Genomic DNA, 14,568 nt, shown 5'->3' on the forward strand with positions numbered 1-14,568 from the left:
CTCTCCCTTATCTATAGAATAATAGATTGTTAGGAGAGACTCCAGTTCCATTACGGGGCCTAGGAGTTATTGCACCTTATCGCGCTCACCACGCCCAGCTAGCCGCTATTCTGGTGCATTCCTGCACCTTATCGCGCTCACCACGCCCAGCTCGCTGCCATTATGGTGCATTCATGCACCTTATCGCGCTCGTCGCGCCCAGCTAGCCGATCCTACTTCTTCACGAGCTGGCCGCGAGTGACGCCGAGCTGGTTGGTCGCCTTAAGGCTCCGCCACACTTGGGTGCCGCTGATGCGGCCGCCTATGGCATCGCGATAGAGAGAGAGCACCTCCAGCACCTTGTCCGCTGGCTCCTCCAAGAACTCTACGCGGAAGGACGTGACGCCGAGCTCGCTGAAGTTGCGGATATACTCTGCGCCCGATTGCTCGATGGCGTTGTATACCGTGTTGCGGCAGCCTTCATCGACGCGTACCGGATGGGACATGCCGATCCGATCCTGCAGGGAAGCCCGCTGCTCCTCGCAAGGACGGCCACAGTTCGTGAAGTCCGTCCCCTCGCTCATGAAGGTGCAATAGACGCAATGCTCCGTATGGAACATCGGCAGATGCTGATGGATGACGACCTCCACCTTGGAGGTGTCCGCATGCTCCAGCAGATCAATCATCTGTTGAATGTTCAGATCATACGAAGGAGTGACCATGTCACAACCCGCTTCTGTGAACAGATCCGCAGCCTTATGATTGGCAATGTTAAGAGAGAAGTCGCCAATCAGACGAGGGAAGCTCTCACGCTCCTCCGGCGGACGGCTCGCTCTAGCGCGCAGATAATAATAGAGCGCGCCTGTATTCCGAACAAGCACCGCATCCGGCTGCAGCTTCAGAATATTGGCATGGTAGCCATTCTCCCCAGGCATATGAATGCGCGGCGTCGCCAGCGCAATCGGCTTGCCCGCTGCACGGGCGGCCTTCATCGCGGCCGGGAACTGCTTAATGAACTCGAAGTCGGCATACACCATGGCCACATCAGTCTGAACAGCCGCTTCCAGCTGCTCCAGGCTGCGGCATAATGCCGTCATCTGTGGCGCTGCCTTAGGGGCAGATAATGCAGAGGCAGCAGCCTCCGCACCACCAGCCGCCACTGCTCCAGCTGCTGCTACGTTTCCCCCACCAGCCGCCACTGCTCCAGCTGCTGCTACGTTTCCCCCAGCAGTCTCCACTGCTCCAGCAGCTGCGCCATGTACCGCAGCATCAGCAGCAGCGCCACCTTTAGTCCCAGCAGCGGTACCTGCACCAGCTTCAACGCCGCTACCAGCAGCAGCCGTCGCCGCAAGGGTATTCGGCCCCGCCGCGCCTGCTCCACGCTCCCCGCGATGGGAATCGGCGAACGGATCGACCTCGCGCTTCACATACACCGGCGGCTTCGGCCGTTCGCCCGCAAGCTGCTCTACCGCTTCGCGGCGAATCCGGTTCAGCTCCCGCATTGGCACGATCAGGTCGCCTTGCAAGGACACCTCGATCTGCTCGAGCTGATACAGGGTGCCGCCTAGACGTCCGAACTGCTCCTCCAGCAAGGCTTCATCCATCGGACGCTTCTGGGCCTGCTCCAGCTCCAGCTCGGATAAGACTTCTACCGTCGTTCCCTTCTCTACATCGGTCCACCACGTACGAAGCGGCTGGCCCAATGCTCCAGTAACCTTAACGCTTAGCGGGAAGACGCGGTACGGCTTCTCCGTCTCGAAGGTCGCTCTCAGCCGCTTGTCCAGCGCCGGATCGCTCGTCTTCCAGACGCGGTCCCCGACATGGACCCGCTGCAGGTCAACGTCATTACGCCCGGCCACGATCTCCAGCCGCGTGCCTTCCTGGGCTTCGCCCTCAATCTTCACGCCCTGCCGGCGAAGATCATACACCCGGCCGCCCTCTTCCTTCTTCGTCGGGTCGCCGGCATCGAACACAATGCCGTCGCCGCGCTTCACCGGCGCGTCTACCTTCACAACCACCGCGTCGCGTAGAATCCGCTCCACGACACCGAGATACACGCCCCGACTCTTCGGGAACGTGCCTTCAACCAGCTTCTTGTTGTTCGTCCCGTCCAAGAAGCCATGGGTGAAGCCGCGCGAGAAGCTCTGCTGCAGCTCGCGCACTTCTTCCTCGGAAGGCTTCGAGAGGTCGCCTTCGAAGTACTTGTCGATCGCGCGGCGATACTTGCTCACCACATTCGCAACATACTCCGGGCTCTTGAGCCGGCCTTCAATTTTGAACGAGGTCACGCCCGCTTCAATCAGCTCAGGCACGATATCAATCGCGGCCAGATCCTTCGGAGACAGCAGGTAAGCGACATCGCCCATCGGCTGCTTCACGCCGTCAACCATCAGATCATAGGGCAAGCGGCAGGCTTGCGCGCACTCGCCGCGGTTAGCCGAACGTCCTCCCCACATCTCGGAGGTTAAGCATTGACCCGAGTAGGAGACGCACAGCGCGCCATGCACGAACACTTCCATTGGAAGCTTTGCCTGCTCACCGATTGTTTTGATCTGCTTTAGGTTATTTTCACGGCCGAGCACCACTCTCTCTATGTCGAATGGCTTCGTGAACTCCACCGCCTCCGGTGAAGTAATCGTCATCTGGGTAGAACCATGAATCGGGAAGTCAGGGGACAGCTCACGAATAAGCTTCACAAGCCCCAGATCCTGGACAATAACCGCATCCACACCCGCATCGATGCACATCTCAATGAGATGCTGCGCATCCCGAAGCTCATCCTCGAATACGAGGATGTTGAAGGTCAGGAAGCCCTTCACGCCATAGCTGTGCAGGAACGCCATGATCTCCCCCAGCTCGTCGCTGCGGAAGTTATTCGCTCTCGCCCGTGCATTGAATTTCTCTACGCCGAAGAATATAGCATCTGCGCCATTCGCTACCGCTGCACGCATGCAATCCCAATCGCCTGCCGGTGCCAGCAGCTCAACGTCTTGCCTTTTTATCGATAATGTCATAATGACTGTACAATCCTCCACTTTCTATAGCTGCTCTCATATTCATAGTGTACCAGAACCGCAAGGTCCCATTCCACCACCCATTGTTGCCAAATAAAAAATAAAGCCGGCCCGCGATGGGACCGGCTCACTTCGTATTAATTAAAAGTTATGGACTGAATAGCTTTTTCAATACGCTGTAAATTGCTAGTTGTCGCATTTTTTTCATTAAGGTTGAATCCAAAGGCAATCGAATGACCAGCATGATCTACAATGTAGAACGTCTGAGTGTTGGTCCCCTCATCCTCTTCCGTATACTCCACAACCAATTTATTAGCTGTCTTGCCTGCAAGTGTAACCGTCGTATTCTCTAGCAGCTTGAGTTCCTCTGAGCCCTCTTCTGCAATGTAATCCGTATAATACTTTGTCGTTACATCACGAGTTTCATCCTCGTTGATACTTACGAAGAATTCGCCGCCGCTGAACGAGTAAATGATATAGTTCTCTTCAAAGTCCTTTAGATCCCCCTCCCAATAAGTTGGAAGAGTAATGGAGTACCCGTACTTCTTGCTCTTTTTTGTCACCGTCGTGGTGCGATCGACCATGTCATTCTCATCTTCCAATTGACCGAAGTTGCTTGCAATATAGTCGGTATCCACATCGACCGTTTCCATAATTTTATTGAACAGGTTGTGTCCCTTAATGCCTAGGTCAGAATTGAAGCTGTAAGTAAATTCATAACGATATTCGCCTACGACTAAGAAGGCGGTATACACAGAAGTCCAACTGTTGTCTTCTTGCGGCAATTCATATTTCAATAATTGGGCTGTGCCATCCTTTAACTTAATCGTGCTGACACTCTCATTCCGAATAGCTGCAGGCAGGTAATCTTCATGCAGCTCACTTTGTTTACGTGCAAGCCACTTCTCTGCCGTATCATTTTCTACAAGCGAGGAGATGGTTAAGGAGAACTCTCCATCATCACTTGCGTAATATGGCATAGATCCGTATCCTTCATCCTCCCAATCCGTAGGAAGCTTAACTGTAAGCCCGAATTCCTTATTAATGTGGGTGATTAATCCGTTTACTACTTTTGTTATATCTTTAATCGTTGTATCTTTTTTGTCGAATGATGGCTTGAAGCTGTCCAGCAGCGACTGATAGGCATTCAGAACATCCTTGCTCTTCCCTTCAATACCAATACTAACAATGTAGAACTTCTCCCCTTGCTGAATGCCGCGGTACTCATAGAATGCCCCGTCATCGGATCGCGCAACAAACTTCTCGAAGCTTGAAGCACCGACTGTAATCGTACGCTTATCTATTAATGTCTCATTGTAGCCCATCTCTTCCTCAATGAGCTCACGCTTCTCATCTCTTGTCAGTTCATTGTCTACCGGGTATGAGCTTACGAACACCATGGCGGCTTCCTTGGCATCTGCCCACATGACGAAATCTCCATTGCTGCTCTGGTTCACTTGTATTAAGCCAGCCGGATACTTCATCGACCAGCCCTGGTGGCTGTCGCCTACCTTCGTCTTGCCAGCATCGGAATCAATCGTAACCGTACCAGTACCTTCGGCACGAACGCCAGTAATCGTAATGACCTTCGTTGTCTTGTCCTGGGCAATCGTTGCACCGAATGCCTCTACGATGACACGAGCCGGCACCATGGTCGTTCCGTTCTGAATCTTAGGAGCGTTGGCTACGGTAACAGCCTTGCCGCCTACCTTAACGGTGGTGCTTCCCATCGTCAGGATAACTTCCTTATCATTGTAATTCAGGGTAATAATCTTGTTGTCTTGAAGCTTCAGGGATGCGTTGAAGGCAAGTGTAATAACCTTCAGCGGCACCATGGTCGTTCCATTTAATACATAAGGAGCGGTAGGAACTGCCGTTGGTGTTCCATTCACGTTGACGGATGCGGTACCAGTCTTCAGGGTGACAACGACCTTAGATGCGTCAGTCGCTGCGAAGACACCAGCTGGCACTACAGATAAGATAAGAAGCGCTGCAAGCAGCATGGAGAATAGGGATTTTTTCATATGAGTTCAGTTGACTCCTTCTATTAGTTAATCATTCATGGGGTTAACCTGCCGCGAGGACAAGCTTCCTTGTAACAAGATCGCCATCCATCAACAGAGTGACCTCCACGGTCTGGCCTGGCAGGTACGCCTTCAGAAGCTCGTTCAGCTCCACCAAGGATGACACTTGCTTGCCAGCTACCGAGTACAGCACATCACCATTCTGGATGCCCGCCTTCTTGGCCGAGTCCGACTTCACATTCGTAACCGTTAGAGGATCAGACGTAGGCAGACCGACAATCGCCGACCAGCTCTCTTCCAGCCCAATACCGAGAGAGGAACGATTCACCTTCCCATACTTGAAAAAGTGATCCAGCACATACTTCACCGTATCCGCCGGAATGGAAAAGCCCAGATTATCCACATCGACCTCGACGAACTTAAGCGAGTTGATGCCAATGACTTCACCCTTCATGTTCACGAGCGGTCCACCGCTGTTGCCGGGATTGATGGCTGCATCCGTCTGAAGCAGCTTGTAGGTCGAAGAGATGGAACGATTAAGACCGCTAAGCACACCAGCTGTCGCAGTGTTGCGCAAGGAGAACGATACTGGCGTCCCGATGGCAACGACCGTCTCGCCCACTTGGATCTTCATCGGGATTGGTGTGAACACCGCCGGCTTCAACCCGCTGGCTGTAATCTTGACGAGAGCCAGATCACTTGCTTCATCCATATGTGTCCGCTTGCCGCTGTACTGCTTGCCATCTGAGGTGACGACGACGATGCTGTCCATGTCCTTCACGACGTGAGCATTCGTCAGAATCCAGCCGTCTGCCTTCACAATGACGCCTGTGCCATGAGCCAGGTTGTACCGGTTGCTCGCGTTACTGACGTCCGTCGGCTTGCCGATGATCGCTACGGTTGAGGGCGAGACCTTCTTCACTACAGATGGCACATCAGCAGGCGTATAGGTATATGTACCTGCTGCCGCGTTGTACTTGCCTGTTCCCCCAAGAGCGCTCGTCAGCGAGCTTGCCTTCACGTATACCTCGCCCTTGATCACTGTCGCATTCATGGCGATGCCGCCGGGAGCACTTGCTCCAGCAGCGAATGCCGTGCTCGCCGTAAGCATCCCTCCGACTATCAGAGCGGCGCTGACGCGGAGCATTCTGCCTTTCCCTCTCATTCCTTCACACTCCCAGTCCAATGTTCATAGGTAACTTCCATATATTAACTCTATCGGCCGGAGAGGATAGTTCTATTAGACTGTTAGTTGAGAATATAGGCCTATTCCAAGCTTTTGCCCTCTTCTTATGTATTTTTGGTATAGGGTTGGCGGAACGATGGAAGTTGGGAGGAGGAGTGATATAATAGGCTGTGGAAATAATAATCGTACGAACCATTGAACAATTGGGAGGTAATGAATAACTATGAAACTCGGAGTATTTGCTGTTCTATTCGCTCAGAAGCCATTCGAAGAAGCGCTCGATTATATTGCTGCGAAGGGGCTCGAAGCCGTTGAGATTGGTACAGGCGGCTACCCAGGCAACGCCCATTGCGACCCGGATGTTCTGCTTGCTGATGCTGGTAAGCTGAAAGCGTTTAAACACGCTGTAGAGTCCCGCGGTCTGACCATCTCCGCCCTTAGCTGCCATGCGAATCCGCTTCATCCTCAGAAGGCGATCTCATCCGAGCATGATGCCGTCATTCGCAAGACGATTGAGCTGGCCTCCCGACTTGAAGTACCTGTAGTCAATACATTCTCCGGCTGCCCAGGCGACCATGAGGATGCGAAGTATCCGAACTGGCCGGTAGCCCCTTGGCCGAATGACTATCAGGAGATTCTGAAGTGGCAGTGGGAAGAGAAGGTTATTCCTTACTGGAGCGAGATTGCCAAGATCTCTACGGATGCCGGTATCAAAATCGGACTAGAGCTTCACGGCGGCTTCTCCGTTCACACGCCAGCTACTCTGCTTCGTCTTCGTGAAGCAGCAGGCGATGCGATCGGCGCGAACCTTGACCCGAGCCATATGTGGTGGCAAGGAATCGACCCTGTCCAAGCGATTCACATTCTTGGACGCGCAGGTGCCATTCACCACTTCCATGCGAAGGATACGACGATTGATCCAATCAACGTCAACAAGCATGGCGTAACGGACATGCAGTCCTACGCCCTCATGCTAGACCGCGCATGGCAGTTCCGTTCCGTAGGCTATGGCCACGACCTGAAGGTATGGGCAGACATCATCAGCGCTCTTCGCTTAGTTGGCTACGACTATGTCGTATCCATCGAGCACGAAGATGGCCTTATGTCCGTCGAAGAAGGCTTCAGCCGTGCAGTAGCCAATCTCCAGCAAGTCCTCATCCGCGAACCGCTGGGTGAGATGTGGTGGGTTTAACTTTTATATAATCGAACGGGCTGTGCACCAGTTAACTACTGGCAGCACAGCCCGTTTTTTTTCTTTGGCGCAGGGTTTGGGGGTTGGGGTTTGGCGTTTGGGGGTTGGCGGCCGTTTAGGCGCAAGATTTTTGTGCTCTTGCCCATAGGGCCTAGCCGCGTAGGCGCAAGGTCTTGATCTTGACCTTAGCCGTTCAAGGTCTAGCGCCGCGTAGGCGCATAAACTGCCGTGAAGAGAGGCTCCGGCTGGAGCCGTTCTTCACGGCAGCTGCGAGCCACCGGCCAACGCTGCCAAAGTTTTGGCCTTTGTTCTTTGGGGTGCCTCATTTTATTGAGGCGTGGCTTGGCGGAGGGGGTGGGTATGGAGTGGAAGAGTTTACGTCCGCCTTTGAAAGTCGTGTTCCCCCCTCTAATGTTTCTTATAATGGGGGAACACGATCTTTCAACCGCGGCTGGAACCCATACCTACTCCCGCAGCCCAGCAGCCAAGACCTCATTAAAATAAAAAGGCTGCCCCAAAGGCCAATAAGCCTCACGGGACAGCGTCCGTTCTACGCCAGCCAAACCTTTGTAATCATAATCCAGTCAATCAAGAGGAACAAGGCCAAGGATACACCGGTGAACCCGATGGCGAAGATGTTCTTCTTCGGACGCTCAGAGACCAGTCGGACGAATCCGATCGCAATGATTACTGTAAAGGCCAGCATAAACCAGTCAAACGTATTAATGGTACTTGCTGTAGTAGCGGCTGCTTCTTCTGCCAAAAACATGAAAGGGACCTCCTTTATTCTCACACGTAACCTATTATAACTATGTTAGCTTCTCCATGCTTCCGATGCAAGTCTCATTCGATTTTCGTAACAAGTTTGTCACCAATTCCATTCTACTTGAGAATCTATGCTTCTAATTGAGAACGGTTTCTTCATTATAACGAATCCATATAGGTCGTATAACAAACTCTTATTACTAGGCACCTATTAGTCATTGTCGACCTAGTCGAAATATGATACGATCGACATAACATATTCATACCAATTTCGTCGGAATTGGTCGGTGTGATCTTTTACAAGGGGGAAATTGGAATCATGGCTTACGAAGCAGTCTGGATGCAGGACCCTGCCAAGCTTAACAAATTCGAATTCATCAAGATGGAGAAGGATGGACTGGATGTCATCCGCACCATTATTGAAAAATATGCACTGGAAGGCTACGACTCCATTCCAGAAGACGATATGAACCGCTTCAAGTGGGCGGGTGTATACGAGCAGAAGCCGCGTGACGGTTACTTCATGATGCGTGTGCGCGTCAATTCCGGTGTCATTACAGCCGCACAAGCTAGAGCTCTTGCATCCATCGGTCGCGACTACGGGCGCGGACTGGTCGATATCACCACTCGCCAAGCGATTCAGTATCACTGGCTGCAGGTTCAAGATCTTCCGGATATCTTCAAGCGTCTCGAAGAGGTTGGCATGTACAGCTACGAAGCTTGCGGCGACTGCCCTCGTGTCATCGTCGGCAACCCGCTTGTCGGCATCGACAAGGACGAGCTGCTCGATACGAAGCAACTGGTTGATGAAGTGAATGACTACTTCTTAATGAACCGTGACTTCTCTAATCTGCCCCGCAAATATAAAATGTCCATCTCTTCCAGCATTTATAACAATGCGCATGCGGAAATTAATGACCTGGCCTTCGTGCCTGCTACCAAGGTCATTGACGGTGAAGAAGTGATTGGATTCCACGCTTATGTGGGCGGCGGCTTGTCCGCTAAGCCTCATCTGGCGAAGGAGCTTGATATCTTCGTTCGTCCGGAGGAAGTGCTCAAGGTATCCGTTGGTGTCACTACGATCTTCCGTGATCACGGCTACCGTGAGAAGCGCCATCACGCTCGCCTGAAGTTCCTCGTAGCAGACTGGGGCGTAGAGAAGTTCAAGGAAGAGCTCATTAAGCTGATTGGCGAGATGCCGTCCAAGGGTGAGAATAAGATCATCGGCTGGCAAGCCGCTTATTACGATGGTGTATTCCCGCAGAAGCAAGAAGGTCTGAACTACATCGGTCTGAACGTACCGGTAGGTCGTACGAATTCTGATGAATTCGAGCAGCTTGCTGATCTGGCAGACAAGTTCGGCGACGGAACACTGCGTACGACCATGTCGCAGAACATTCTCCTCTCCGGCGTTCCGGATGACAAGGTGGAAGAAGTGTTGGCAGCACCTGTACTTCAACGCTTGACACCTAATCCGAAGAACTTCATGAGCCGTACCGTATCTTGCACAGGCAACGAATTCTGCAACCTGGCTGTCGTTGAGACGAAGGAACGCGCTCGCCGCGTGGCACAGTATCTCGATGAGCAAGTCGAGCTTGATGAGAAGATTCGTATCCACTTCATTGGATGCCCTAATGCTTGCGGTCAGAAGCAGATTGCAGATATCGGATTGCAAGGTGCGCTTGTGAAGACTCCTGAAGGTATGGTTGACGCCTTCGATATCGCGGTAGGCGGTATTCTCGGTCCTAACGCAGCGTTCAACCAACCGCTTAAGGGCCGCGTGAAGGGCGACAACGTTGGCGACGTACTGAAGCAGCTCATTCTCTTCTATAAGGAAGAGCGTGGTGAAGGCGAGACGTTCCACAACTTCGTTAACCGTGTCGGAGTGCCTGCATTCCAAGAGAAGCTTACTGCCATCCTTGCAGCATCTTAACATACTGAGCGTTACGCAGAAGACCCCGCACACCGGCTTGGTGTGCGGGGTCTTTTTTTTGCATATATGCACCCTACTTATTCTTCGCTATATAGGCATCCAGCTTGCCCTTGTCCTCCATATTGACGGCCCAATTATGCAGCAGCTCCCTCTCCCCTCTATACTCGTAATAGGGAACCGACATACCGCAGCTGCTCTTCACCTGCTCAATATGCAGAACAATAATCTGCCTCGTCCATTCACCGTAACGCTCGGGGAACCGATCCGCCCACTGTCCGAATCTCTCGTCCCCCTTGTCGATGACTTCCCCAGTGCCGTACAGCCTAACTATCTGCGTATCTTCGGCGAAGCCGCAGAACATGATGGTCAGTCTGCCATTATCAGCAATATGCCTCGCTGTCTCATTGCCACTGCCCGGGTAATCGAGATAAGCTACTGTGTGATTATCTACAATTGTGAAGGTCTCATACCCCTTGGGCGAGGTATTCACATACCCGTCAGATGATGTGGGCGCTGTTGCGACGAAGAAGCATCGCTGACGGTGAATGAACGTTATTAAGCTCTCATCTAAGCAGGGATGCACCTTGCCCATCTCCATCGCCTCCTATAGTGCTGTTACAATAATGGGCTGCTCATCTGTAATGATAATGGTATGTTCGAATTGAGCCACATAGCTCCGATCAGGAGTGGAGAGTGTCCAGCCATCCGGCTGCTCCAGCACATAATGTCCGCCAGTTGAGAAGAATGGCTCGATGGTTATGACCTGACCTCGGTGCAGTACGGAATGATCCCTAGGGTTGTAGTAGGGCAGTATCTCACGCGGCTCTTCATGCAGCGCCCTTCCCGTTCCATGGCTGCACAGGTTGTGCACGACACGATAGCCTCCCTTGCGGGCCTCCTCCTGCATGACCCACCCAATGGTGTTCAATCGGGTACCTGCTCTTAGAACCGAGATGACCTTCATCATCGCTTCATAGGTGCAGTGGCATAATTGCTGAAGATAGCGGTGCTCCGGCGGCAGCTGGAAGGACTGGCCGGAATCGGCATAATAGCCGTCCCGAACAGCAGATACGTCAATGTTGACGAGATCTCCAGCTTGCATGACTCGTTCGCCCGGGATACCATGCGCCGCTTCGTGATTCACGCTGATGCAAGTGTGTCCAGGGAATCCATTGACCAATGGAGCCGATGTCGCTCCGTAGTAAGCTAGTGTACGAGCGCCGATCTCATCAAGCTCCCTCGTTCTCATCCCTGGTTGAATGCTGAGCTTCATTACCTCAATCGTCTTGGCCACAATCCTCCCAATCTGCAGCAGCTTATCCACATCATCCTGCGTCTCTACCGTCATGCCATCACCCCTGCGCCGAGTTGTTGTCACTTATTGTAATCGCGCGGAATGCCCTTGTGAAGGGGTTCTTGTGAAAAAAAAAAGAAAAGCATGCTCTAGCTGGCTTGCCCAGTCTATCGCATGCTCCTCGTATTAATCTGCCAATCCAGCTGCTACGCTCTCTTGGGTGTTCAGCTTGTTGATGGTCCGCTCGCGATCCCGCTCGAGGATCGGCTTCAAGTAACGGCCAGTGTAGGACTCGTCTACCTTCACTAGACTCTCTGGCGTTCCAGTGGCTACGATCGTTCCGCCGCCGCTTCCCCCTTCAGGACCAAGATCAATGAGATAATCTGCCGTCTTAATAACATCGAGATTATGCTCGATGACGAGCACGGATTCCCCGGAATCTACAAGGCGGTGAAGAACGGTCAGCAGCCGGTCAATGTCATCGACATGAAGGCCGGTTGTCGGCTCATCGAGAATGTAGAAGGTCTTGCCTGTACTGCGGCGATACAGCTCCGCAGCCAGCTTCACACGCTGTGCTTCACCGCCGGACAGTGTCGTTGCGGGCTGGCCCAGCTTCATGTAGCCTAAGCCAACATCTAGGAGCGTCTGCAGCTTGCGGTGGATACGCGGGATGTTCTTGAAGAACTCTGTCCCATCCTCCAGCGTCATCTCCAGCACTTCGGCGATGTTCTTACCCTTATACTTCACTTCAAGGGTCTCACGGTTATACCGCTTCCCCTTGCAGATCTCACAAGGAACATAGACATCGGGAAGGAAGTGCATCTCGATCTTAATAATTCCGTCCCCGCGGCAGGCTTCACATCGCCCGCCCTTCACGTTGAAGGAGAACCGGCCCTTCTTGTAGCCGCGTACCTTGGATTCATTCGTTGAGGCATATACATCCCGAATATCGTCGAACACACCGGTGTACGTGGCTGGGTTCGAGCGCGGAGTACGTCCGATTGGAGACTGATCGATGTCGATAACCTTCTCGATGTGCTCCAGACCGCGCAGCTCCTTGTATTCGCCAGGTCTTACCTTCGCCTTGTTCAGGTCACGCGCTAGCGTCTTGTACAGAATCTCATTCACAAGTGTAGACTTGCCCGACCCTGATACGCCGGTTACGGCAGTGAACACGCCGAGCGGGAACTTCACGTTCACGCCCTTCAGATTGTTCTCCTTCGCTCCGCGAACCTCCAGCCACTTGCCGTTCGTCTTGCGCCGCTTGAGCGGCACCTCGATGAACTTGCGTCCGCTGAGGTATTGGCCGGTGAGCGACTGCTCATCCTCCATCACCTCAGCCGGAGTTCCCTGAGATACGACTTGACCGCCATGAATACCCGCACCCGGCCCGATATCAATAATGAAGTCTGCCGCCATCATCGTGTCTTCATCATGTTCAACAACGATGAGTGTATTGCCTAAGTCCCTCATGTGCTCGAGCGTCTTAATCAAGCGGTCATTATCCCGCTGATGAAGTCCGATGCTTGGCTCATCCAGAATATATAGGACGCCCATTAGACTGGAACCGATCTGCGTGGCCAGTCTGATCCTCTGCGCTTCTCCACCGGAGAGCGTGCCTGCTGCACGGCTCAAGGATAGATACTCCAAGCCTACATTCACAAGGAAGCCTAGACGGCTGTTGATCTCCTTCAGAATAAGGTTGGCGATCGTTCTCTCCTTCTGAGAGAGCTCTAGAGAGTCGAAGAACTGGCTCGCTTCCCCAATGGATAGTGAGGTCACATGAGCAATATTCTCGGCTCCAATCGTTACCGCAAGACTCTCCTTGCGAAGGCGCTGCCCCTTGCAGCTGCTGCACGGCTTCGCGCTCATGTAAGCCTCAATATGCTCGCGCATCATATCGGAAGCCGTCTCGCGGTAACGGCGCTCCAGGTTGTTCACGATACCCTCGAATGGAACATAAGCTTCCTTGCGATGGCCGAAGTCATTCTCGTATAAGAAGCGGACACGTTCGCCGCCTGTTCCATAGAGGAGCTTCTTCATCTGCTCCGGGGTTAAGCTGGACACGGAAGCCTCTTGGTCGATTCCATAGTGGTCGCATACCGCTCCAAGGAACTGGGGGTAGTAGTTGGACGTACTGCCCGCCCACGCCTCGAAGGCGCCTTGGTTAATAGACTTGCTGGCATCGGGCACGAGCAGCTCCGGGTCAACAATCATCTTCGCCCCTAAGCCGTCACACTCGGGACAAGCCCCGTAAGGGCTGTTGAAGGAGAACATTCTTGGCGCAAGCTCGTCAATGGAGAAGCCGCATTCCGGACATGCCAGGTTGGAGCTGAAGAGCAGCTCTTCCTTCTCCATCACGTCAACGAGCACCTTGCCATCGGACAGCTTCAGCGCGGTCTCCAAGGAATCTGCAAGCCTCGTATGAATGTCATCCTTCACGACTATACGGTCTACGACAACCTCGATGGAATGCTTCTTGTTCTTCTCCAGCTCAATCTTCTCGCTCAGATCTCGTAGTTCTCCATTCACTCTCACCCGGACGAAGCCTTGCTTCTGAATATCGGCCAGCAGCTTCGTATGCTCGCCCTTCCGTCCGGCAATAAGCGGAGCTAGAATCTGGAGCTTCGTGCGCTCCGGGTATTCCATGATGCGGTCGACCATCTGCTCGACCGTCTGGGACGTAATCTGAATGCCATGCTCTGGACAATGCGGCTTGCCCACACGCGCGAACAGCAGCCTCAAGTAATCATAGATCTCTGTAACGGTTCCTACCGTTGACCGGGGATTCCGGCTCGTTGTCTTCTGGTCGATCGAGATCGCTGGAGACAGTCCTTCAATAGAGTCGACATCCGGCTTCTCCATCTGCCCTAAGAATTGACGGGCATAAGCGGACAAGGACTCGACGTACCGACGTTGCCCTTCAGCATAGATCGTATCGAAGGCAAGCGACGACTTGCCGGAGCCGCTAAGCCCGGTAAGCACGACGAATTTGTCACGCGGAATGGTGACGTCGACATTTTTTAGATTATGGGCTCTTGCGCCTTTTACGACAATCCTATCACTAGCCAATTGTAACCCTCCTTGGTTCCCTATGTGGAACATCAGAGGGCTTTGCCCTCTGAGACTCCCTTTTTATATGAAAATTATCTTAAAATCTAAAATTTCGACATTCAAATCT

9 protein-coding genes are annotated in these 14,568 nt (G+C 52.9%); 2 read left to right on the forward strand and 7 right to left on the reverse strand.

Features of this window, described 5'->3' with window-relative positions; genetic code table 11:
• Window positions 1-212: 212 nt before the first annotated feature.
• From ACFO9Q_RS04570 to ACFO9Q_RS04580, 3 genes are all read right to left on the reverse strand, one after another.
• The gene (locus ACFO9Q_RS04570; RefSeq protein WP_379179186.1) at window positions 213-2,993 is read right to left on the reverse strand and encodes a U32 family peptidase; all 2,781 of its coding nucleotides are present in this window, start codon (window positions 2,991-2,993) and stop codon (window positions 213-215) included.
• Between the two features lie 137 nt (window positions 2,994-3,130).
• A complete protein-coding gene (locus ACFO9Q_RS04575) occupies window positions 3,131-5,017 on the reverse strand; it encodes a stalk domain-containing protein (RefSeq protein ID WP_379179189.1) in 1,887 nt (628 codons plus the stop codon).
• Between the two features lie 43 nt (window positions 5,018-5,060).
• Window positions 5,061-6,182 carry a S1C family serine protease gene (locus ACFO9Q_RS04580; RefSeq protein ID WP_379179191.1) on the reverse strand — a complete coding sequence of 374 codons (1,122 nt, stop codon included), beginning with the start codon at window positions 6,180-6,182 and terminating at the stop codon, window positions 5,061-5,063.
• Window positions 6,183-6,426: 244 nt separating this feature from the next.
• Here ACFO9Q_RS04580 and ACFO9Q_RS04585 point away from each other — a divergent pair, with 244 nt between their 5' ends.
• On the forward strand, window positions 6,427-7,395 hold the full coding sequence (locus ACFO9Q_RS04585) for a sugar phosphate isomerase/epimerase family protein (RefSeq protein WP_379179193.1): 969 nt from the start codon (window positions 6,427-6,429) through the stop codon (window positions 7,393-7,395).
• A 550-nt stretch (window positions 7,396-7,945) separates the two neighbouring features.
• Here ACFO9Q_RS04585 and ACFO9Q_RS04590 read toward each other — a convergent pair.
• Complete coding sequence (locus tag ACFO9Q_RS04590; RefSeq protein WP_379179195.1) at window positions 7,946-8,164, reverse strand: hypothetical protein; 219 nt, start codon at window positions 8,162-8,164, stop codon at window positions 7,946-7,948.
• A 315-nt stretch (window positions 8,165-8,479) separates the two neighbouring features.
• Between ACFO9Q_RS04590 and ACFO9Q_RS04595 the strand changes: the two genes are divergently transcribed.
• Entirely contained in the window at window positions 8,480-10,093 is a 1,614-nt protein-coding gene (locus ACFO9Q_RS04595) for a nitrite/sulfite reductase (protein ID WP_379179197.1), read from the forward strand.
• Between the two features lie 73 nt (window positions 10,094-10,166).
• On the opposite strand, the gene ACFO9Q_RS04600 is transcribed toward ACFO9Q_RS04595, so the two are convergent.
• The 3 genes from ACFO9Q_RS04600 to uvrA all read right to left on the reverse strand — a co-directional run bounded on the left by ACFO9Q_RS04600 (window position 10,167) and on the right by uvrA (window position 14,459).
• A complete protein-coding gene (locus ACFO9Q_RS04600) occupies window positions 10,167-10,685 on the reverse strand; it encodes a pyridoxamine 5'-phosphate oxidase family protein (RefSeq protein ID WP_379179199.1) in 519 nt (172 codons plus the stop codon).
• 12 nt (window positions 10,686-10,697) lie between these two features.
• Window positions 10,698-11,441, reverse strand: coding sequence for a type I methionyl aminopeptidase (gene map, locus ACFO9Q_RS04605; protein ID WP_379179201.1), 744 nt, complete (start codon window positions 11,439-11,441; stop codon window positions 10,698-10,700).
• A 132-nt stretch (window positions 11,442-11,573) separates the two neighbouring features.
• A complete protein-coding gene (uvrA, locus tag ACFO9Q_RS04610; RefSeq protein ID WP_379179203.1) occupies window positions 11,574-14,459 on the reverse strand; it encodes an excinuclease ABC subunit UvrA in 2,886 nt (961 codons plus the stop codon).
• Window positions 14,460-14,568: the final 109 nt, after the last annotated feature.

The sequence above is a fragment of the Paenibacillus sp. GCM10023252 genome (genome assembly GCF_042653305.1).
Classification (GTDB): Bacteria; Bacillota; Bacilli; order Paenibacillales; family Paenibacillaceae; genus Pristimantibacillus.